The 18,520-nt window shown below is 49.2% G+C and carries 19 protein-coding genes and 2 pseudogenes; 5 read left to right on the forward strand and 16 right to left on the reverse strand.

Annotation, left to right across the window (positions count from 1 at the left end; translation table 11 throughout):
* The 9 genes from DW937_RS13810 to DW937_RS13855 all read right to left on the reverse strand — a co-directional run.
* On the reverse strand, window positions 1-179 hold a 179-nt coding region (locus DW937_RS13810), incomplete at its 3' end, for a transposon-transfer assisting family protein (RefSeq protein ID WP_120121363.1).
* A complete protein-coding gene (locus tag DW937_RS13815; RefSeq protein WP_165852944.1) occupies window positions 169-1,074 on the reverse strand; it encodes an LPD16 domain-containing protein in 906 nt (301 codons plus the stop codon). The genes DW937_RS13815 and DW937_RS13810, both read right to left, overlap by 11 nt.
* Window positions 1,074-2,756: a type IA DNA topoisomerase gene (locus DW937_RS13820; RefSeq protein ID WP_243111496.1), complete on the reverse strand. Its 1,683-nt coding sequence runs from the start codon at window positions 2,754-2,756 to the stop codon at window positions 1,074-1,076. Before DW937_RS13820 ends, DW937_RS13815 begins: the two co-directional genes overlap by 1 nt.
* 127 nt (window positions 2,757-2,883) lie before the next feature.
* The gene (locus tag DW937_RS13825) at window positions 2,884-4,509 is read right to left on the reverse strand and encodes a recombinase family protein (protein WP_223383582.1); all 1,626 of its coding nucleotides are present in this window, start codon (window positions 4,507-4,509) and stop codon (window positions 2,884-2,886) included.
* 93 nt (window positions 4,510-4,602) lie between these two features.
* A complete protein-coding gene (locus DW937_RS13830; RefSeq protein WP_117527459.1) occupies window positions 4,603-4,785 on the reverse strand; it encodes a hypothetical protein in 183 nt (60 codons plus the stop codon).
* 783 nt (window positions 4,786-5,568) lie between these two features.
* A complete protein-coding gene (mobQ, locus tag DW937_RS13840) occupies window positions 5,569-7,149 on the reverse strand; it encodes a MobQ family relaxase (RefSeq protein ID WP_154256768.1) in 1,581 nt (526 codons plus the stop codon).
* Between the two features lie 263 nt (window positions 7,150-7,412).
* The gene (locus tag DW937_RS13845; protein WP_055185906.1) at window positions 7,413-7,730 is read right to left on the reverse strand and encodes a DUF3847 domain-containing protein; all 318 of its coding nucleotides are present in this window, start codon (window positions 7,728-7,730) and stop codon (window positions 7,413-7,415) included.
* 75 nt (window positions 7,731-7,805) lie between these two features.
* Window positions 7,806-9,074, reverse strand: a complete 1,269-nt coding sequence (locus tag DW937_RS13850) for a GHKL domain-containing protein (RefSeq protein WP_120121354.1) — start codon at window positions 9,072-9,074, stop codon at window positions 7,806-7,808.
* Window positions 9,071-9,769 (reverse strand): LytTR family DNA-binding domain-containing protein, encoded by a 699-nt coding sequence (locus tag DW937_RS13855; protein WP_097783064.1) that lies wholly within the window; start codon window positions 9,767-9,769, stop codon window positions 9,071-9,073. The genes DW937_RS13850 and DW937_RS13855 overlap by 4 nt, the downstream gene beginning before the upstream one ends.
* Before the next feature lie 179 nt (window positions 9,770-9,948).
* On the opposite strand from DW937_RS13855, the gene DW937_RS13860 reads away from it, so the two are divergent.
* The 5 genes from DW937_RS13860 (at window position 9,949) to DW937_RS13875 (ending at window position 12,874) form a co-directional block, all read left to right on the forward strand.
* Window positions 9,949-10,527, forward strand: coding sequence for an accessory gene regulator B family protein (locus tag DW937_RS13860; protein WP_097783063.1), 579 nt, complete (start codon window positions 9,949-9,951; stop codon window positions 10,525-10,527).
* A 68-nt stretch (window positions 10,528-10,595) separates the two neighbouring features.
* On the forward strand, window positions 10,596-10,730 hold the full coding sequence (locus tag DW937_RS14965; protein WP_165852945.1) for a cyclic lactone autoinducer peptide: 135 nt from the start codon (window positions 10,596-10,598) through the stop codon (window positions 10,728-10,730).
* Window positions 10,731-10,995: 265 nt separating this feature from the next.
* Window positions 10,996-11,742, forward strand: a complete 747-nt coding sequence (locus DW937_RS14755) for a hypothetical protein (RefSeq protein WP_133300985.1) — start codon at window positions 10,996-10,998, stop codon at window positions 11,740-11,742.
* A 31-nt stretch (window positions 11,743-11,773) separates the two neighbouring features.
* Window positions 11,774-12,163: a hypothetical protein gene (locus tag DW937_RS13870; protein ID WP_055187026.1), complete on the forward strand. Its 390-nt coding sequence runs from the start codon at window positions 11,774-11,776 to the stop codon at window positions 12,161-12,163.
* Window positions 12,164-12,358: 195 nt separating this feature from the next.
* Window positions 12,359-12,874, forward strand: a complete 516-nt coding sequence (locus DW937_RS13875) for a hypothetical protein (protein ID WP_055187025.1) — start codon at window positions 12,359-12,361, stop codon at window positions 12,872-12,874.
* Between the two features lie 190 nt (window positions 12,875-13,064).
* On the opposite strand, the gene DW937_RS13880 is transcribed toward DW937_RS13875, so the two are convergent.
* From DW937_RS13880 to DW937_RS13910, 7 genes and pseudogenes are all read right to left on the reverse strand, one after another.
* Window positions 13,065-13,406 (reverse strand): hypothetical protein, encoded by a 342-nt coding sequence (locus DW937_RS13880; RefSeq protein ID WP_133300986.1) that lies wholly within the window; start codon window positions 13,404-13,406, stop codon window positions 13,065-13,067.
* Window positions 13,407-13,579: 173 nt separating this feature from the next.
* On the reverse strand, window positions 13,580-13,840 hold the full coding sequence (locus DW937_RS15300) for a DUF6061 family protein (RefSeq protein WP_081028504.1): 261 nt from the start codon (window positions 13,838-13,840) through the stop codon (window positions 13,580-13,582).
* An 88-nt stretch (window positions 13,841-13,928) separates the two neighbouring features.
* Window positions 13,929-14,246 (reverse strand): annotated as a pseudogene (locus tag DW937_RS13890) (toprim domain-containing protein); the annotation flags it as partial.
* Window positions 14,247-14,306: 60 nt separating this feature from the next.
* Window positions 14,307-15,026, reverse strand: a complete 720-nt coding sequence (locus tag DW937_RS13895; RefSeq protein ID WP_120121359.1) for a DUF4366 domain-containing protein — start codon at window positions 15,024-15,026, stop codon at window positions 14,307-14,309.
* Window positions 15,016-15,282, reverse strand: coding sequence for a DUF4315 family protein (locus DW937_RS13900; RefSeq protein ID WP_117527065.1), 267 nt, complete (start codon window positions 15,280-15,282; stop codon window positions 15,016-15,018). The genes DW937_RS13895 and DW937_RS13900 overlap by 11 nt, the downstream gene beginning before the upstream one ends.
* 14 nt (window positions 15,283-15,296) lie before the next feature.
* Window positions 15,297-17,030, reverse strand: coding sequence for a CD1108 family mobile element protein (locus tag DW937_RS13905; protein ID WP_120121361.1), 1,734 nt, complete (start codon window positions 17,028-17,030; stop codon window positions 15,297-15,299).
* A pseudogene (locus tag DW937_RS13910) lies at window positions 17,027-18,520 on the reverse strand (ATP-binding protein); the annotation flags it as partial. The gene DW937_RS13905 and the pseudogene DW937_RS13910, both read right to left, overlap by 4 nt.

The following is an 18,520-nucleotide window of genomic DNA, read 5'->3' on the forward strand; positions in this document are numbered from 1 at the left end:
GCAAACTCGGCATCCGTCAGCCGTTTCAGCTTTTCAATGACCTGCTCTGACAGCTCCCGCAGGGCAGTTTCATCCGGCATCAGGTAGCACTGCATCAGCCGCAGTTCGTGGATAAGCCCCAGCCGGGTTCCGGTGTTGTAAAGCATCATCAGCATCAGTTCCTCATGGTCAAAGTTCATGGTCATCCCTCGCTTTCCGGCAGGCTGTGGGATTGCACTCTGGGGCATCGTACTTTGCCAGTACCGCCAACTTTTCGAGGGTAGAGGGCTTGCCGGAAAGATTCAGTTCTTCAGCTTCTGCGACTTTATCCATGACTGCATCATAGTCCTGCAACAGCCGCCGCCCCTTTTCCATGTGGTGCGCTTCCAGAATCTGCTCCCGGACTTCCTGAATCGTCAATTCAGGTGCGTCGATCTGCCCACCATCCATCACAGAATAATCGCTGTGATAAAGGGTATAATCCCAGCCATCCTCGCAACTTTGAATGGCAAGATAACCCTTGCCGCCCAGCTCCCATGCGCCTTGCTCGTCCTGCGTCTGAATCTCAGGATAGGCGGTCGAACCGTTACGCTCCATCATCTCGCCAAACTGACAGATGTGATAGACGTTTCCGTACTCGCCCAAATCAAAATGATAGTCGTCCAAATGCTCGACCCGTGCCGTGTAACTGCTGCCATCGGAACGGTCAACCTGAATCACGCCATGATTCGGCACCCGGTAGAGATCATCATAGTGGCTGTTGATAAGCCGGACATCATCTCTGGGAATCGTGGGGTCATCCCAGATGCGCCGCCTGCGGACACCAGACTGCGGGATGGTGTCGAGGTGCTGCAAGCTGACCTCCTGAATCGCCTTGCGGTCATCGCTGGAAAGTTCAAACAGATACCAGTTCCGGGCAGCAGGAATGGCGTTGCGGCCATCCGGCGGCAGATTTTGCTTGGAAATCTGACCGCTTTCCAGCGGCGCACCGTTCGCGCAGTCGTAGGTGGCAAAACCGACCCCGGCACCGTTTTCCCGCAGATGCAGGAACCTGTCTCCGTTGATAAGGTAGAGAGCTTCCGTTTTCTGCTCCATCAGCACCCACCCTCAAATTCCAGAGAAAACTTGCTGCGGCCATCGGTTTCGGTGGACAGCAGAACAGTAGCATTGTAGGTCTTGCCCTTGGCGCTCTTGCAGTCCTTCAGGCGGACACGGCCATCCCGCAGCAGCTTGTCCGCCGCATGAGCGTCCAGCCGTTTGCCCAGACGCTTGAAGAACGCATTGTCCTTCCACAGCACAAAACGGCACTCCCGGTTCTCGCAGAACCAGCCCTTTTCACGCTCCACAACATTTGCACCGCAGTTGGGGCAGACACCAATAATTTTGTTTTTCATAAGCGCATTCGCTCCTTTCGCAGCCTCGGTGGTCGTTACCAGCGAGGAGATCATCTCTTTAATTTCGGTCATAAAAGTTTCCGGTTCCATTTCGCTGCGCTCGATTTGCAGCAGCTTTGTTTCCCAATCGGCGGTCATTTCCGGGGATTGGCTTTCTTCGGGCATCACGGTGATGAGGGCTTTGCCCTTGTCGGTAGGCAGCAGCACCTTGGTTTTCTTGCTGCCTTTGCGTTCCAGAAAGCCCTTCTGCACCAGCTTTTCGATGGTGGCGGCTCTGGTTGCCGGGGTGCCGATGCCCTGACGTTCCACGCCCTCCGGCATACTGTCTGCACTGGCGGTTTCCATAGCGTGCAGCAGGGTGTCCTCGGTAAAATGCTTCGGCGGGGACGTTTGCCCCTCTTTCAGTTCGGCATTGAGGATGCCGCACTCATTTTCTGCGACGTTTGGCAGGGCGGTGAGTTCCTGTTTCCGGTTCAGGATGTCTGCCAGCACCTTGCGCTCCACCGCTTTCCAGCCTTCTTCCAGAACCTCTTTGCCCTTGGCGGTAAACTCCTCCCCGGCGCATTCAGTGGTCAGCAGGGTTTCCAGATACCGGAAGGGCTTGCTTACCGCCATCAGCGTCCGGGCGATGATGAGTTTCAGGACGTTCTGCTCGCCCTTGGGCAGTGCGTCCAGATCGGCTTGTAGCATACTGCGGGTGGGCAGGATGGCGTGGTGGTCGGTGACTTTTTCCCGGTTGACGGTGCGCCGTGTCCGGGGCACCGCCTCGTCCATGCCCTCCGGGGTAATGCCGAGAAAAACTTCCAGTTCCTCGGTCAGTTCCTCCAGCATTTCCTCGTCATCATCGGTGATATAGCAGCTATCAGTCCGGGGATAAGTGGTAAGTTTCTTCTCATACAGGCTCTGTACATAGTCCAAAGTCTGCTGTGCGCTGTACCCCAGAAGACGGTTTGCGTCCCGCTGAAGGGTGGTCAAGTCGTACAGCGGCGGCGGATTCTCGGACTTTTCCTTGCGGGTGATGCGCTGGATCGTTGCCACCATCTCCTTTCGACAGGCTTCCAGCAGGTTTTCGGCAACGGTTTTTTCAGGAATGCGGCGGCTGGATGCCGTGCAGCCGCTGGTCAGTTCCAGATCTACCGTGTAGAATTTTTCCGGCACAAAGGCGGCGATGGCGGCTTCCCGAACTACCGTCATGGCAAGCACCGGGGTCATAACACGCCCTACCGCCAGCGGTTGACCGTACAAGCACGAAAAAAGCCGGGACGCATTGATACCGACCATCCAGTCGGCACGTTCCCGGCAGAGTGCTGCGTTGTACAGCGCATCGTATTCAGTTGACGGTTTGAGATGGGCGAAACCCTCCCGGATAGCGTTTTCCTCCATGCTGGAAAGCCAAAGCCGTGAGAATGGCTTTTTGCAGCCCGCTTGCTGGTACACCAAGCGAAAAATCAGTTCGCCCTCACGCCCTGCGTCTGTTGGATAGTTCTCGGAGGTGACTTTTCTGACGTTGTTACTCAATGGCATCCAATGGGCCGATAAAGCGGTAGAAAATCTGGATTTTCTGGACGTATTCGCCATCGACCTTTTCCGCTTTGGATACCAGAATCTTGTCGATCAGCTGGTGCAGAATCTTATAGTTCAGTTCGGTGATGCCAGCATACTTGCTGACTTCATCAATAAAATCCTGAATCTTATCCATCTGATCGTGTTCAGCACGACCTTCCTGTTCGTACTGCTCGATTTTTTCGGTCAGTTCAGCCTGTTCCTTGTCATAGCGATCTGCAAGCATTTGAAAACGTTTCTCCGGGAGAAGCCCCTTTGACACATCCTCATAAAGTTTTGCGTACAAATCTTCGATTTCTGCGATTCTTGCTTTACACTGTTTCAATTCCCGCTTGTGCTGCGCCCGGTCAGAAGATACCCGAAGGTGCATCTGGTCTGCAATTTTTCGCACAAGGGCGTCTCGGTTGCCCACAGCGGCCTTTGCGTGTGCCTGAATGTCAGCAAGGACAGCTTCATGCAAAACACGGGCTTCCAAGTTGTGAGAGGCGCAGGCTTTCGCACCATACTTCCGATAAGTGCTGCAACAATAAAATGTCTGATCCAAAATGTTATTGCGTTTGCGGCGGGCTTCAACTTTGACCAACATTGTTCTGCCACAATCTGCGCAGCGAACGATTCCTTTGAAGATGTTGTCGTATTCGGTCTTATCGCACATAAAACTACCGGAACGGCTATAAAGGATTCGCTGCACATTCTCCCAACGGTCTTGTGGGATGATTGCTTCATGCGTGTTCGGAACAATAGCACGTTCTTCAAAAGGGATATAACGTCGCTTCTTGGATTTCATGGACACAGTAGGTTTTGCTTCATAGATGATGTGTCCGGCGTAGACCGGGCTGTGCAGAATTTGACTGACATAGGCAGAATCCCAATCATACATCTTTTCATCATCGACAAAGCGACCAAACATCTCTTTTTTGTAGTAGCACGGCTTCAGGATTTTCTCATCGTGAAGCCGTTTGGCGATACGGTGAAGCCCAAGTCCTTCCTCCGCCAATGAATAGAGATACTCAACAACAGGGGCGGTATTCGGGTCGATCACAAGGTGGTTGTGGTCGGCAGGGTCTTTCTGATAGCCAAACGGTGCGCCGCTGGAGATATACTTCCCACTTTTCTTGCGTGTCCGAAGAGCACTCTTGATTTTACGGGAAGTATCCTTGGCATACATTTCATTGATGATGTTTCTGAACGGAGCAATATCCATCTGGGATTGCTCGTTGGAATCGTAACCATCGTTGATTGCAATATAGCGGACACCGTGTTCCGGAAAAAAGATTTCCATATACGTTCCGGTTTCGATGTGGTTGCGTCCAAGTCTGGATTGGTCTTTGGTAATGACGGTCGCTACCTTTCCATCCCGGATATCATCCAGCAGTTCTTGAAAGGCAGGACGGTCAGAGTTCGTTCCACTGTAACCATCATCGACATAGTACTGGCAATTTCCGAAACCGTTGCGTGTGGCATACTCCATAAGCATCGCCTTTTGTGTGCGGATGCTCAGGCTTTCATGGGCTGACCCGTCATCTTTTGACAGGCGGCAGTATAAAGCGGTTACTTTTTTGTCCTTTTCCATGTGTACCTCCATAATGGAAAAGAGACCTCATCAATCACATTGTATCGAAACCTGTGCGATGATGCAAGCTCTTTTCCGCAGTAAAACGTCCAATTAGCCAGCTGCAAGATACGATTCGGCAGTTTTCCGAATTTCTTCCTCTGCAAGCCGTTGAAAAAGCGTGTTCATCGGCACATTGCCAATATAGTGGCGTTCTACGATCAGACGCACGGACTTCGGACTTCTCGGCGCACGGCTGCGTTCAGCAGACTTCTTCTCGGATTTTTCTTTGTTCAAGGGCAAACCTCCTGTTCATGTGCTGCAAGTGCGGAAAGGAATGGACTCCAATCGTCTTTCTCCTCTTGTTTTACCCCCGCTGATTGGGCGGAAGGTTCCGTTGAGGAAGCGGATGTAACGAGAGCCGGCATCTCCTCCAGCTCCCCATCGCAGGCGGGCTTGAACAAACTCGTCTGCGTTAATATGATATAGGTCTCCCATATTCGCCCTCGGCTCCCTAGGAGTGGGGAATCGTCCGGCAGCGGATTTTTACCGCATCATTGGCATTTCAGCCACCCCGTCTTCGTCATGACCGGGCTGCGAGTTACAGAAGTACCTTTTGTGACGTACCGGACGATTGAACTATTCTGTTGTCAAAGAACGTATGGAAAATCTGCGGAAGTTGGGTTTCCAAAAAATCAGCTTCTATATACGAGCCATCGAGAGGAGCTAAAAGACACCCTCGCTTTTAAGAATTCACAAAAAGTTCATAAGTAGTCTTAGCCGTGAGTTTTCTGAAACCGGGACGTTGCATACGCCGGAAATAAAAAAAGATCGCTCAATAGGTAGCCGACGAGAACAGCGGTTTCGTAGCATCCGAAGCAGGATTGTAATCAAATTGTTGCATTTAGAAATGCTCACCTTGAAATTCTTCTCTCACTTGGTAGGCATCGAGAAAGACCTTTAGACACCCATAATTTTGAGAATTAACAAAAAAGTCACATTTGGATTGTTTTACAATGTAAAAAAATCTATGTATTCCTGCCACAGACTGCAATGACACATCAGTGGCAGAAATATGATTTAGAGCGATTCTTCGCGGTTCATGGCGGTAATCGCTTTGTGTTTTGATTTTTCTTGCTGAAGCTGCTCCAACTGCTTCAGCACAGATTCTTTCTCTGGGGTCTTGCCGCCCGGTGCGGAAAGCTGCTGCTTATTCAGCACAAGGTCGATATACTTGCGCACATTTTTCAGTGCGGTCAGGTCAGGCTGCAAAGTTTCCAGCTGGCTGCGCAGCTCTGCGCTGCCCGATTGCAGCGCAGAAAATTCGGCATCCAATGCCGAAAAATCCACGGTCGTGCCGCCGTTCAGCTTCATCAGAGTGCGGACAGCTTTATTGAAAGCGTCCAGTTCTTCTTTGTGCTGGGCTGCATAGGCATCCTTTGTCAGCTTGAAGTTCTTCTTTAGAAAGGTATCGTGGATGGGCTTCAGCTTGGCATGGATGGCAGCAGCGTCCTTGATCTGGGCGATTGCCCGCATCCGGTTCTCGTTCTGCTTCAACTGCTTACGCAACGGGGCGGCGGTCTGGCTCAGGTCTTTGATTGCAGCGTTCAAGTCCTCGACCGTGTTCAGCGAGTGGGCTTTCAGATAATCAACAGCCTGCATGACTTCGTTGAGGTCACGGGCAGAACATTTCAGTTGCGCCTTGCTCGACCAATCGCTGCGCTGCTCATTGCGGAGATTGAAATAGTCCACCAGAAGATCGGACAGCGTTGGCTCCTTGGCCTGTTCCAGTGCGTCCAGAAGAATCTGCTTCTTTTCGGTCAGGTCTGCGATCCAGCGTTGCAGACCTCGGATAGTGCTGCGAATGGACTGCATCAGGCTGTTGGCCGCGCGAATATCCCGGTTGAGATTTCCGAGAAAGGTTTCGATTCCTCGCTTTTCCATCTGGTGAGCAGCGGGGCCGAGATGGACGGTCGGAATCTGCTGCACTCCCTGACGCTCGAATGAGCGGAGGTCAACACGTTCCGGTCTGCCAGCGGCTTCAAGATAGTGGTTTGTAACAACTTCCCAACTGTGCCGCCAGACCTCGGCATACTTCTGGTCGTTCCAGTCCACCGTGTTCTCCTTGTGGCATTTCCAGTTGCCGGATGGGAGCTGGATGCGCTCGCTGTTTTCGTCAAGGTCGTAAACCTTGCGGGCTTTCGGCAACCACTTGCCGTGTTCGTCCATTGCCCGGATGGTCAGCAGAATGTGGGCGTGTGGGTTCCCATCGCCTTTGTCATGGATGGCGAAGTCAGCAATCATGCCCTTGGAAACGAACTGCTCTTTGCAAAATTCTTTGAGCATGGGAAGATACTGGTCTTTCGGAACTTCTCTCGGAAGTGCCAGCACGATGCGGCGGGCAAGCTGCGAGTTCCATTGATTTTCAACGGATTCTACTGCGTTCCAGAGCGTTGCCCGGTCTGCATATCCGGGCGGCGCATGGGGCGGCAGCATGATCTCGGAGTGGACGAGTTCTTTCTTCTTGTTGTAGAATTTCGTTTTCTGGTCGTATTCGCTGAACAGCCGTTCGCCGCTCTGGTAGGCTGCGCCAGCAACAGCGGACTGCCCTTGGCTGCGTTTTACGATGGTGATTTTGAAATGCGGACACGAAATAGGCATCACCCCCAAACAAAAAGACCGCCCAGCAAGATAGTTCTTGTTGAACGGTCGGAAATCGTATTCGGTTTTGCTCGCCGCCTTGATGCGGAGTGCTGCGCACTTCGGGGCAAGGCGGGATCCGCAAAAGGATAGCTGCAAGGCAGCGCAAGGAAAATGCAGTTTTCCTTGGGATGGAATCGGGCTGGCGAACAAACGCCAGCTTCGATTTCATCGAGCCGTCTGCAAGACCGCAATTTCACCGGAACGGTGTATAATTGCGCCCTTTATTCTAAAGGGTTTGAAACGCTGCGGCGTTCCTGCAAGTCGTGAATCATCTTTGCAAGTGCCAGCGCAACTTCTGGTTGACGGAACGCAATTTTCAGCAGCTCCATCACCTGATCGTTGGTGAGTTCTTCCGGCGCAATCAGAAAACTTTCCAGCATTCCGGCACGGGTACACAGACGATGCACACGGGCTTTGCGGGTCAGCTCCGGTATCTGATGTTCCAGAATTTTCTCACGGTGCTTGTAGTAGCGTAGCTGCTGCTCCGCTTTGGCTTTTTCGCTGCGGAGATAGGCAAGGTCGGATTTGGGCTGGGTCATAGCATCACGCTCCTTTACAAAATAAAGAGCCAAACAATCAGTATAAAGGCTGATCATTTGGCTGTGGAAACATATTTAATTTTCGCAGTTCAAGCGAACTTGAACCGTAAATACACCGTCTTTCTTTTTCGTGTAGAAGTCACCATGGTTTTCCTGAACGATACGGTTTATATTTTTTAGCCCGTAACCATGATGTTCTCCGATGCGGATTCCGCGAGAAGTATCACTGTATGGGTTTTCCAGCCGATAGAAAAGGCTCCGATATTGTTTGCGCAGCTGTAAATGGATGGTTCGCTGTTCCGCTGGCAGACTGCAACAGGCTTCAATGGCATTGTCAAATGTATTTCCGAGGATGATGCTCAAAGACAGCGATGAGATCGTCAGAACTTCAGGAATCGTCACATCCAGTTTGACCTTGATGTTATTCTTCTCTGCGATGCGTAGGTAATAATTCAAAAGAGCATCAACAACAGGGTTTCCGACAGCAGAAACATTTGTGGGACGCTCAAAAATATCCGTGGCAGCTTGTGCAATCTTGTGAAGTTCTTCGGTATCGCCGTGTTCTGCAACTGCCTGCATCGCCAGAATGTATTTCTTCACATCATGCCGTAGAGAACGGACTTCTTCCTGACGTTCTTTGAGCTGCTGGTAGTATTCCATTTGAAGATTGTACTGCTGCTCATTGAACTTGGCTTTGAATTTTTCCAGTTCATTTTCCCGGAGAGCTTCCACATAGAACACGATCAGGATGTTTATAAGGAGAAGCACAGCCATAAGGCCGACCATATAATCCGGGAAATACTCATCCGCAGCATGATACTGTGCCACATAACAGACAGCGATGCTTGCGATTTGAATCGCAATAATTGGCAACAGCCATAGGATGCGCAGAGCATTTCCCTTTCGACTGAAAAAATGTGAGATCAGGACTACAAGTGGAACTTGAATCAGGTTTGAAAAAACAACATAAACCAACCGTGCTGCCCCAGCCTGCATCAGAATATCGGTATCAGGGATGCGCAGCCCGATCAGGAGCATTGCAAGCACTTCCACCAAAGCAATCAGCGTAAAGAAAGCTCCGCTTGCAAAAACCGCCTGCCATGGTCGCACTTCGTAAAACAGCAGTGCGAGGAAAAATCCGCCAACTAAAAGATAGATCGTGCGCTGCGTTACCCAGTCCGGGAATAAGCTTAGTGCACACTGGCCAGCGATCATAAGCACAACATACACATAGAACCATTTTGAAACGGGCTCCTTTTTAGGAAATAGCCGACCGATAAAAAGCAGCAACAGAGCGATGTTGGCAAAGCTCCCTGCAAACTCAACGAAATAATAAAGTATCATCTTCCCAAATAAGCGTTAAAGTTCTGATTGAACTCCTGACGCTTCCTCCTGCTGATCGGTAGCTGATGTCCGCTGGAAAGAAAAACAGCGGTTCCAGTAGCGTAAACAATGTGTTCCATATTGACAAGATAACTTTTGTGTGGCGACACGAAGCATCGTTTGGGAAGCTGCTCCAAGGCTTCAGGAATGCTCATTCTCAATGTAAGGTCTTGCTCCTTGCAGTGGATCAGAACTTTATGTCCGTGGCTTTCCAGAAAGTAAATATCTGATGTTTCCAAGGACATGGTGACACCATCGTATTCGATTGTGAAATGTTTGGAGTTCAGTTCCTGAAGGACAGCGTCCATCGCCGCAGCGAACAGCGTCTGATCCAAAGGTTTGACAAGGTAGCGGAATGCAATGCCATATCCCTGCACAGCATACTCGTGCCGCTTCGTGACAAATACCACCAAGGGATGCTTCTCCATTTGAATCAGGGATTGTGCCAGCTGAAAACCGTTGGATGGCATCTCAATGTCGAGCAGCAGCAAATCGAAGGATTTCTTCTGCATTTGCAATTCGCTCAGAAGTTCGTTTCCGTCCATGTAAGTTTCAATGTCAAAGCAACCTTGCACATCGTATCGCTGGACGCTTTGAACAATACCATCAAGGTCTGACTTCTCATCATCGCAGACTGCAACGTGGTACTTCAGCATTTCGACAACCTCCACAAAATAATGTTCTGATACTATTATAGACTGTGCAAAGGCTCCTTACAAGTAGCCTGACTTACCACTTTTGTCACCAGAACGACCAGTTTTGCCAAACCTCTTGATTTTGTTGAAATTTATGATACAGTGAAGCAAAAATCAGAAGATAAGGTGGCGCAACTGCAATGTGGGAACGCACGCTGTCTCAGAAATTAGTCCGTCTTTTCTGCGAACAAAAAGTGGTAGACGAATCAAAAGCGGATGCGTATGTCTATGGGTACGAGTTGCTCATATCGTCTGTTGTAAGTGTTTTGCTTGTCATCCTCGTCTCTGCCGTGTGTGGTGATGTTCGATACTCACTTTCATTTTTGATTGGGTTTATCCCGCAGAGAATCTACATTGGTGGATATCATGCAACGTCGCACACCAGATGCTATCTGGCATTTACCGGACTGGCACTTATCTGCATTTTGCTGAGTAAAGTAATTGCAGCCAATCACCTTTTTCGTATCCTGACAACAGCAGCTCTTATGGGCATCGCTATCTTTTTCTCTCCGATAGAAGCAACGAATAAGCCTTTAGGCAAAAAGAAGCGGTTAAGCTATAAGATGGTCGCATCTGTTCTTTCGTCAATAGATTTCCTGTTTGCCATTTTCAATGTGCTTCCGGACACCCGCAGTATAACGGTATACTACATTTCAAAATGGGTTTTAGTGATTTTTGCAATCATTCCGTTTTTTCAGAAACAAGCGAAGATATCCTAAGGTACGAGGGCGTTCATGTGTTTTCAGAAGATGAATGCTCTAAAAAATATCAAACGGAGGTAACAGAAATGAAAAAGATTATGTTGCTCTTGAGCAAGGTCACTTGCATTATGGCAATGGCTCTCGCAGTCTTGAGCGTGAACAGCACCTGTGGCTTTACGGCATATCAGCCGGATGTCCCGGAATCGCTTGAGCATGACTGAAATTCATATGAAAGGTAAGATAGCGATACTCTTACGGGATATATTTCTTGATAATTTTCTAAAAGGAACTGTTCGATTATGTTGGAGCTGCTTTCATTCATTATGTTGATTGTTCGTCAGCTTTTCTATATTCTAGGCGTCCTTGCATTTGGAAAATATCTCTTGAAAAAGTGAGAGCATCGATAATCAATGTACTTCGGAGGTGTTTCCGATGCACAGATGAGAGTCCGTTGTTCTATAGGAATGCATGAAAGGAAAAAACAAAATGAAAACAAAAACATATTTGCGTTATATTTCCTGCGTGTTAGCGGTGCTGCTTTGTGTTGCTTCCATTATGCCCATTGCCTTTGCAGATTCAACAAATCATGGCAATAGCGAATCTCTTTTGACAGGATCAAATTATTCTGTTTCGTACTCGATGAATGGAAAAGATGTTGTTGAACAGCTTACAATTCGTGATGGAGGTATCACACGAATTACGCGTACGGTGCATCCTAATGATGTGATGGACATTGTTGTTGTAGGTGCATCTGGTGAATCAACAACATCAACTGCAAGAAGTGACTATAGCTTGTTCTATGAAATTTATCAAGATCAGCAAAATTACAAAAACGGACAGCTGGCACAAATTCCTGCACTCACTGGAAGCGAGGTGACAGGGTCGCAGTTCAAGCACCGCTATGTTGGCACAAGTGCAACCGATACGGTTTATGCTAGTGATTTGCGTAAATGCAAAAAAGCATCTGATGTAGCCAGTATTTTAGCAACTGCATGGGGAAGCACACCAGCAGCAGTTATTTCTTCTACAGCATCGTTTATTTTCGATCAGATGCTTCAGAGTATGTCCTCGGACTGCTATAAAGTGACAATATCTTCTATTACGTATGAAGTCCTATTTTCCTATGACAATAGCTACTATACACATTGCTATCATCAAACTGTCAAGGAATATAAGTCAAATGGCTCTTTGATTCGGTCTAAAACGGATTATTATCAGGCCATTGGTGGCTGATAGTGACTTCAAAGAACAGGGAGAACATGTAATGGGATTCTTTAAGCAAAAAGGGCCACTCCAAAGAGATTTCTGCGAAGTATTGCTATATGTTGTGGCTTTATGGGCATTGAAGCCAGCAAGCCTTCAGGATATCCTGACGGTGAATCAATGCGATGGAATGTGGTTCTTTTCCGCAGCATTTTTTGCCATTGTTTTTGTAGGAATCGTTTCAGATTATCTTCTGATTACAAATCATTTCGTTGCATGGAAAGCAATACACGGCAATGTCAATCAAACAACATTTCAGGAACTTCAGAAATTTGCGCTGTGCGAAAATCAAAAAGTTGCTATTGAGCCAAAGTTGGCAAGTTGTATTTTAGTGGTTTTGGCAGGTTGTTTAACAGCGGCATTCGTATGGTTCACATTTATTTGCCGATGAGCATACACCTGAGTTGAAAATTTGCGGCTTTATAGTGTGATGAGGTGGCTGTTAGTGATATTGCTTTTGATCACGATGATGCCAATATACTAAAATTTTGTAAGAGGTGATTCCAGTGCAGAATTAAGCGAAAAAGAATCCAAATTGTAGCTGGGTGACTTGTAACAGTCAATAAAATATAAGGAGCAAATCGACATGAAAAAGATGACCCGAAATGAATTCCTTAAAATGGCTGGAACGAGTGCTGCGTTGGTTGTTTTCAACACAGTTTTGATGCCTGCTGCTGTTGCAGTTGAACCAGGCGTTGTAGCACTTTCTTCCAAAAAATCTAGTATCGAAATTGATAAAGGAACAACTGTAAACTCTGCAACATTCAAACTTGTCCCAATTTCTCGCGAAACCTTCTGGGGCGATGCTGGTTCATGTACACTTGATTATCTGTCTGAAGGGTATATCCAATGGACGATTACCGTTCCGGGTGCAGTAATTGTTTCCTTTGAAGGTAACCTGCATTTCAATAAACTTGGTACACCCTTTGGAACCTTTGATCATGCCATTTCTGCATACGGCACAATCGGTACGGAAGATGTAAAATATGGACTCTCTAAAGGAAAATGGGAGGTTGAGTTTACTGGAATTGCTACTGCGGCTAACGGCGATATGTATAGTGTCGTTGATGGCGCAACATTAGCTTTCAGTGTCACCAAATGATTCTGCCATATAATCTACGTATTTGATTTTTACAAAATAGCTTATCACATAGAACAAGCCCCACCTGCAGTAGATTCTTCGATTTGGAATATCTATTGTAGGTGGGGCTTTTAGATAAATTTATTTATTCAAGTTTGCCTTTATGTCTTTAAGGAGTTTTTATAGAGAGATAGCTTAAAAAACGATGATATCACAATTGCTGGATTTCTTGTTCGGCCAACCAAGCGAGTTTATTCCAGTTGTTTACACGACACCGTTTGCCGATAAATTCCAATATTTTTTTGTGAGTTTCTTTTGGCAGAGTATCGCCATTATGACATGCAAGAAATGTAAAAGGTTTAGGGATGTCTTCTTTTTTATCGGCCAATAATAAAATATATCCGATATACTTTCCCTGTTCAGATATCACATAAAATTCAGGTAGACAGTTTTCTTTACTGCTCTGAACAATTTCTTTAAAAATGTCTAATGGTATTTTTTGGGGAACAGCAGAGGCATAGACGTATTGAATGGCATTATCTTCATTTTTCAACCATGTAATCTCCATACTTATCTTCTTTTCCTTTTTGCAAACACAGTTAAAGCATTAAATATATTGTTATTATACCACATTTGTTGTGTGTTGGACTATGATTTGAAATTATTTGGCATTTTAACCAGTTTATCAAATGACTTATTGTGCGAGTAAGAGAATTTTAATCATAATCATTCGCTTGACCAATTTGTAACACAAAATACGTTACAATGATTTTCGGCGGTAGCCATGAAAAAACGATGACACTCAATCCTCCGTGTCAACCCCACTGTAAAGTAGCGGGTTGAGGATGTTCTGAGGCAGTTGGGCATCCTGTTGGCGACGGCAGAGCCATCCGTGAACCGGGCTTCCACTCGGTTGGTGTCTATGTTGTAGCGGAAGGAAAGCAGTTTTTGAGAGTGATTATGGTCGAAATTCTGATTTCGTTTCATTTGAATAGCTCCTTTAATGATTTTGAAATTTGATTTTTGACGAGATGAGGTCTCTTTTTTCTTTCTCTTGAGTCACCTAACCGCACTACCCTGCATCCGTAGCGCAGATCACGCTGTCCACATCTGGGCGGTTCATCAGCTTTTGCAGGATGCCAAACTGCTTTTTAGTGCTGGCAGACACCAGATACTGCCACTTTTGCGGCAGTATGGGCAAGTCTGCAATGCTCCACTTGGTGTACTTTTCGTCATAGACATTGGGCGGAGCAAGTTCCACCAGATGACCCACGCACCAGCTGACGAGATAGCCGTTGCCCTCAAGGTAGCCATCTTTGCGGCTGGTTGCGCCAAGGACTTTTGCATAGGACATAGCGACGGATGGCTTTTCCGCCACGACTAATTTTGCGATAAGAATCCCTCCATTCTGTTTCGGATTGCAATATGTACGGCGGCAAGCGCCGCCTTAAAATCAGATAGGTTCGGTATCTTCCTCGCCGGGTTCTTCCGGTTCATCCTCCACAGGAATCTCAAAATCGCCCTTGTCCTCGGTGTAGTTTGCATCGGGGTCGAGGGCTTCTTTTTCGGCCTGCTTTTTCTGCATCTGCTGGCGATAGAAATAGAAGCCGCCGCCCGCAGCCAGCGCAATCAGGGCGACTATGCCCAGAAATGCGCCTGCATACTTTGAGATTTTGTTTTCCTTGGGCGGTTCAGCGGTTGCCGCTTCTTCTTCGGCTTTCTTGGCTTCTTCCTCGGCTTTCAGCCTGTCCAGTTCAGCCTGTGCCGCTGCTTCTTTCTCCGCAGTGTAGGCATCGGCAGCTTCTTCCTCCATCAGAGCCAACAGGTCGGCTTCATCCACCAGATTCATAAAGTGTACGGTCTGTGCGCCTTTACTGTTCCGGTCGATTACCAGATAAAATGTCGCACCCGATTTCGATACCAGCGTGATGAACTGCTGCCCGGAACCATCCGAATAATTGGTGTGGTAATCGTCCACCAGTGTCAGATTGCCCTCCGGGGTCAGTGCGCCGGAGGTTTCATCCGTGATGGTAACAACATCTTCCTCCACGACTTCCGGCAGAACAGGCTGTTCCACCGGCGCGGTATCATCCCCATAAGCGAATGCCGGAGCTGCCATGCCGATGCACAGCACCGCCGACAGCAACAGCGCACCAATTTTCTTAAATCTCATCGTTGATTTCCTCCTTGTCAAACTCTGCGCCGACTGCGGACAGCGCAGCCGGGGTCGGGGGCATAGTTGCCGCCTGCCGCAGCAGGATTGCAAGCTGTTCCGGGGTCACATTGGCAGTGCGCACCATGTCGGCAACTTCTGCCGCCGATTCCTCCTGAATGCGCCGTTCCAGAATCGCAATGCGGTTGTTCAGCTTGATGCGGCGTTCCTGCTCCTTTTTGAGCATCGCCTTGAGCTTTTCCAGTCTTTCACCCATAAAAATCCTCCATTTCATTTTGAAAGCCGCCCAAAACCTGCGAGATACTTCTCCCAGTAGGACGAGTGAATGTTTGCGTACTTGATGGGGTCTCCGGCGCTGACCATCATGCCGTTTCCGAGGTAAATGCCTACATGACTTTTCCCCGGCGTATCATACGTTCCTTCAAAGAAAACAAGGTCTCCGGGTTTTGCTTCTGCTTCGGAAATGTGCTGGCTTTTCTGCCATAATCCGTTTGCCGTCGTGCGTCCCACATCGTAGCCGTTCTGGTTGTAGACCCAGCAGACATAGCCGCTGCAATCAAAGCCTGTTTCCGGGGTGGAACCGCCCCACACATAGGGTGTGCCCACATACTTTTGGGCTTCCTTGTAGATGGCAGCAAACTCGCTGTCGGTCAGGGCTTCTGCCGGAACCTGATAGTCGATGCCCGGTGCGCCGGAACCATCGGAGCCACCGGGGGGCAAGCCGCCGTTGAACAGATAAGGTCTGCCGCCCAAGGTGTCTTGAAAGATCTCATACCGTTTCCACTGGTCGTTGTCCAGTTCTTCCCGGATGACCACCTCCAAGCCACGGTTCACCAGCTTGGTGTGGAAGATGCGGTACTCATAGGGCACCTGCGTGGGAACCGGGATGCCTGCCGGGCTGATGACCCACACGGTCTTATACCGTATCTGCACCTCTACCCATGTGGTCAGCTTATACTGCTTTTTGAAGGTCTCCTTCAATTTGCCCTGTACCTCGCTGCGAGTGTAATCGTCGTAGAGTGTGGTCAAATACGAAGTGAGCTGCCACGGGTCATGCTCGATGGGATCAAGATGGTACTGGTACTCGTTGTAGCCGGGGTGGTCGGTAGGAGTGCGTTTGATCTTTTTGTCCAGTTCCTTCTCCAGTTTCTTGTAGTCCTGTTCTGCGCCCCGGATGTCCCGATCCTCGGCAGAGTATATGGTCTGCCCGGACACCTGTGTGCCGCCCGAAAAGAGGATTCCGCAGGAGGAAAAGCCCGACATCACCATGAGGACGAGCAAAAGAAAAACGCCCACGATCACCAGAACGTGTGCGTTGCCTTTGGCGGCATTCACCAGCCCCTTTACGGCGGTGCTGACGGCGGTTTTGCCCTTTTCTACCGCCTGTTCCACGCCGGACCGGGCGGTAGATGCACCATTGGATGCCGCCTTGCCGCCTGCGGTCTGCGCCGCCGTGCCCGACCGGGCGGCGGCATAGTAGCTTTTGTGGATTTCTTGCCGCTGTTTCCAGCGTGAAAGCCAGTTGGAGCCTCCCTCACCGGTGCCGGATGCGCCTGCATCTTGTGCCGCAGTCGGCTCCGATGCGGAAGATTTAGCGGTTTTGGAGCCTTTCTTGCCCTGCATCTTGGCTTTCTTCTTGAGTTTCCGGGCATAGCGGCTTTTGGAAATATCCCGGACATTTTCTGCCGCTTTTTCGCCCTCGCTCAACGCCTGCACACCGACGTTTTCATCCTCGTACTGGTCAACCTCCCGATGCACCACAGAGCGGGCGGCATGGGCGGCGTACATTTCCCGTTTCTGTGCCTTGCTCAACCGGCTCAACTCATCCGGGGTCAATTCTGCCTTGCCGAACCGCAGGTGCTGGGCTTTCTCTGCCGCCTTTTCCGCATCGGTTTTCAGCTTTTTCTTTTTGGGCACCGACTGCTCCACCTTGGTTTTCTTCGGGGGAGAACGGGTCTTTTTGGCAGACGATTCCTCTTTGAGATTCAGTTTCGGCTTGCTCATTTCTGTGCGCCCTCCGAGATCTCGTTGAGTTTGGTCGTGAGGATGCGGTAGAGTTCAAGGTCTTTCGGGAAGTGGTCAACGAAGGGCAAAATCACGTTGCCGAAAAACAGCAGCCCTTCGCCTTCGCCGGAGTGGGTCACATAAGAAAGCTGGTGAGGCGAAATATTGAGCTGCTTTGCGAGAATCTGTCGATCACCGTTCGCCTGATTGAGCATATACACAAAGTCCGAATTCTCGAAAATGTTTGATACTTCAGGGCTTGCCAGCAGATCTTTGACGTTCTGCGTTAGGGCTGTGGGGATGCCGCCCCACTTGCGAAAACGCTTCCAGATCTCCACGGAATAGGCAGCGGTCTGCTCCTCTTTCAGCAAAAGGTGGAATTCGTCTGCATAGTACCGGGTGGATTTTCCGGCACTGCGGTTGGCGGTAACGCGCCCCCACACGGCATCCTGCACGATGAGCATCCCCAGTTTTTTGAGCTGTTTGCCGAGCTGCTTGATGTCAAAGCAAACGATACGGTTGTGGATATCCACGTTGGTGTGGTGGTTAAAAATGTTCAAAGAACCCTTGACGTAGATTTCCAGCGCAGCCGCCACATGACGGGCTTCCGGTTCGTCCTGCGTCAACAGCGCATTGTACAGATCTTCCAGCAGGGGCATATTTTCCGGGGTGGGATTCTCAAAATACTTGCGGTAGATCACATGAACACAGCGGTCAATGACCGTCTTTTCTACCGGCTGTAAGCCCTCTTTGCCGCCCACCACCAGCTCACACAGAGAAAGAATAAAGTCCGCCTTCAACGCCAGCGGGTTGTCCTCCTCGCTGTAATTGCTGTTGATGTCCATGGGGTTGATATACTGCGTGCTGGCGGGACCGATGTGAATAACCTGCCCATGCAGACGCTCCACCAGCGGAGCGTACTCTGCTTCCGGGTCGCAGATGATAATATCATCGTCTGTCACCAGAAATGCGTTGGTGATCTCACGCTTTGCCGAGAAACTTTTGCCAGAACCGGGAGTGCCGAGGATCAGACCGTTCGGATTTTTCAGCTTTTTGCGATCCACCATGATAAGGTTGTTGGACAGGGCATTCAAACCGTAGTACAGCGATTCTTTTCCGCTCTGGTACAATTCCTGCGTGGTAAAGGGGATGAAGATAGCAGTGCTGCTGGTGGTCAGTCCCCGCTGAATTTCGATCTGGCAGTCTGCCAGCGGCAGGCTGCTCATCAGCCCCTGCTCCTGCTGGAAATCCAACCGGCACAGATTGCAGTTGTGCTTCTGGGCGATGGAGCTGGCCTGAAAGACATTGTTTTCCAGCTCTTGCTCCGTGCGCCCGGTGTTCAGCACCAGAAACGTGACGAGGAACATCCGCTCGTTCTGGCTCTGCAATTCCTTCAAAAGAGCCTTGGCATCTCTGCCGTAAGTTGCCAAATCGGACGGGAATAGCGATAGGTAAGTCTTTGAAGTCATCTCCGACTTTTCCCCCGCTTC

It is taken from the genome of Faecalibacterium sp. AM43-5AT, assembly GCF_003603345.1.
GTDB lineage: Bacteria > Bacillota > Clostridia > Oscillospirales > Ruminococcaceae > Faecalibacterium > Faecalibacterium taiwanense.

What these genes read in the sequence shown, in the direction of transcription:
- DW937_RS13855 (WP_097783064.1), bottom strand. Translation starts at nt 9,769, where the DNA reads ATGCTGAAGTACCACGTTGCAGTCTGCGATGATGAGAAGTCAGACCTT.
- DW937_RS13900 (WP_117527065.1), bottom strand. Translation starts at nt 15,282, where the DNA reads ATGGGTGAAAGACTGGAAAAGCTCAAGGCGATGCTCAAAAAGGAGCAG.
- DW937_RS13870 (WP_055187026.1), top strand. Translation starts at nt 11,774, where the DNA reads ATGGGATTCTTTAAGCAAAAAGGGCCACTCCAAAGAGATTTCTGCGAA.
- DW937_RS14965 (WP_165852945.1), top strand. Translation starts at nt 10,596, where the DNA reads ATGAAAAAGATTATGTTGCTCTTGAGCAAGGTCACTTGCATTATGGCA.
- DW937_RS13860 (WP_097783063.1), top strand. Translation starts at nt 9,949, where the DNA reads ATGTGGGAACGCACGCTGTCTCAGAAATTAGTCCGTCTTTTCTGCGAA.
- DW937_RS14755 (WP_133300985.1), top strand. Translation starts at nt 10,996, where the DNA reads ATGAAAACAAAAACATATTTGCGTTATATTTCCTGCGTGTTAGCGGTG.
- DW937_RS13815 (WP_165852944.1), bottom strand. Translation starts at nt 1,074, where the DNA reads ATGGAGCAGAAAACGGAAGCTCTCTACCTTATCAACGGAGACAGGTTC.
- DW937_RS13875 (WP_055187025.1), top strand. Translation starts at nt 12,359, where the DNA reads ATGAAAAAGATGACCCGAAATGAATTCCTTAAAATGGCTGGAACGAGT.
- DW937_RS13850 (WP_120121354.1), bottom strand. Translation starts at nt 9,074, where the DNA reads ATGATACTTTATTATTTCGTTGAGTTTGCAGGGAGCTTTGCCAACATC.
- mobQ (WP_154256768.1), bottom strand. Translation starts at nt 7,149, where the DNA reads ATGCCTATTTCGTGTCCGCATTTCAAAATCACCATCGTAAAACGCAGC.
- DW937_RS13905 (WP_120121361.1), bottom strand. Translation starts at nt 17,030, where the DNA reads ATGAGCAAGCCGAAACTGAATCTCAAAGAGGAATCGTCTGCCAAAAAG.
- DW937_RS15300 (WP_081028504.1), bottom strand. Translation starts at nt 13,840, where the DNA reads ATGAAACGAAATCAGAATTTCGACCATAATCACTCTCAAAAACTGCTT.
- DW937_RS13845 (WP_055185906.1), bottom strand. Translation starts at nt 7,730, where the DNA reads ATGACCCAGCCCAAATCCGACCTTGCCTATCTCCGCAGCGAAAAAGCC.
- DW937_RS13895 (WP_120121359.1), bottom strand. Translation starts at nt 15,026, where the DNA reads ATGAGATTTAAGAAAATTGGTGCGCTGTTGCTGTCGGCGGTGCTGTGC.
- DW937_RS13820 (WP_243111496.1), bottom strand. Translation starts at nt 2,756, where the DNA reads ATGGAGGAAAACGCTATCCGGGAGGGTTTCGCCCATCTCAAACCGTCA.
- DW937_RS13825 (WP_223383582.1), bottom strand. Translation starts at nt 4,509, where the DNA reads ATGGAAAAGGACAAAAAAGTAACCGCTTTATACTGCCGCCTGTCAAAA.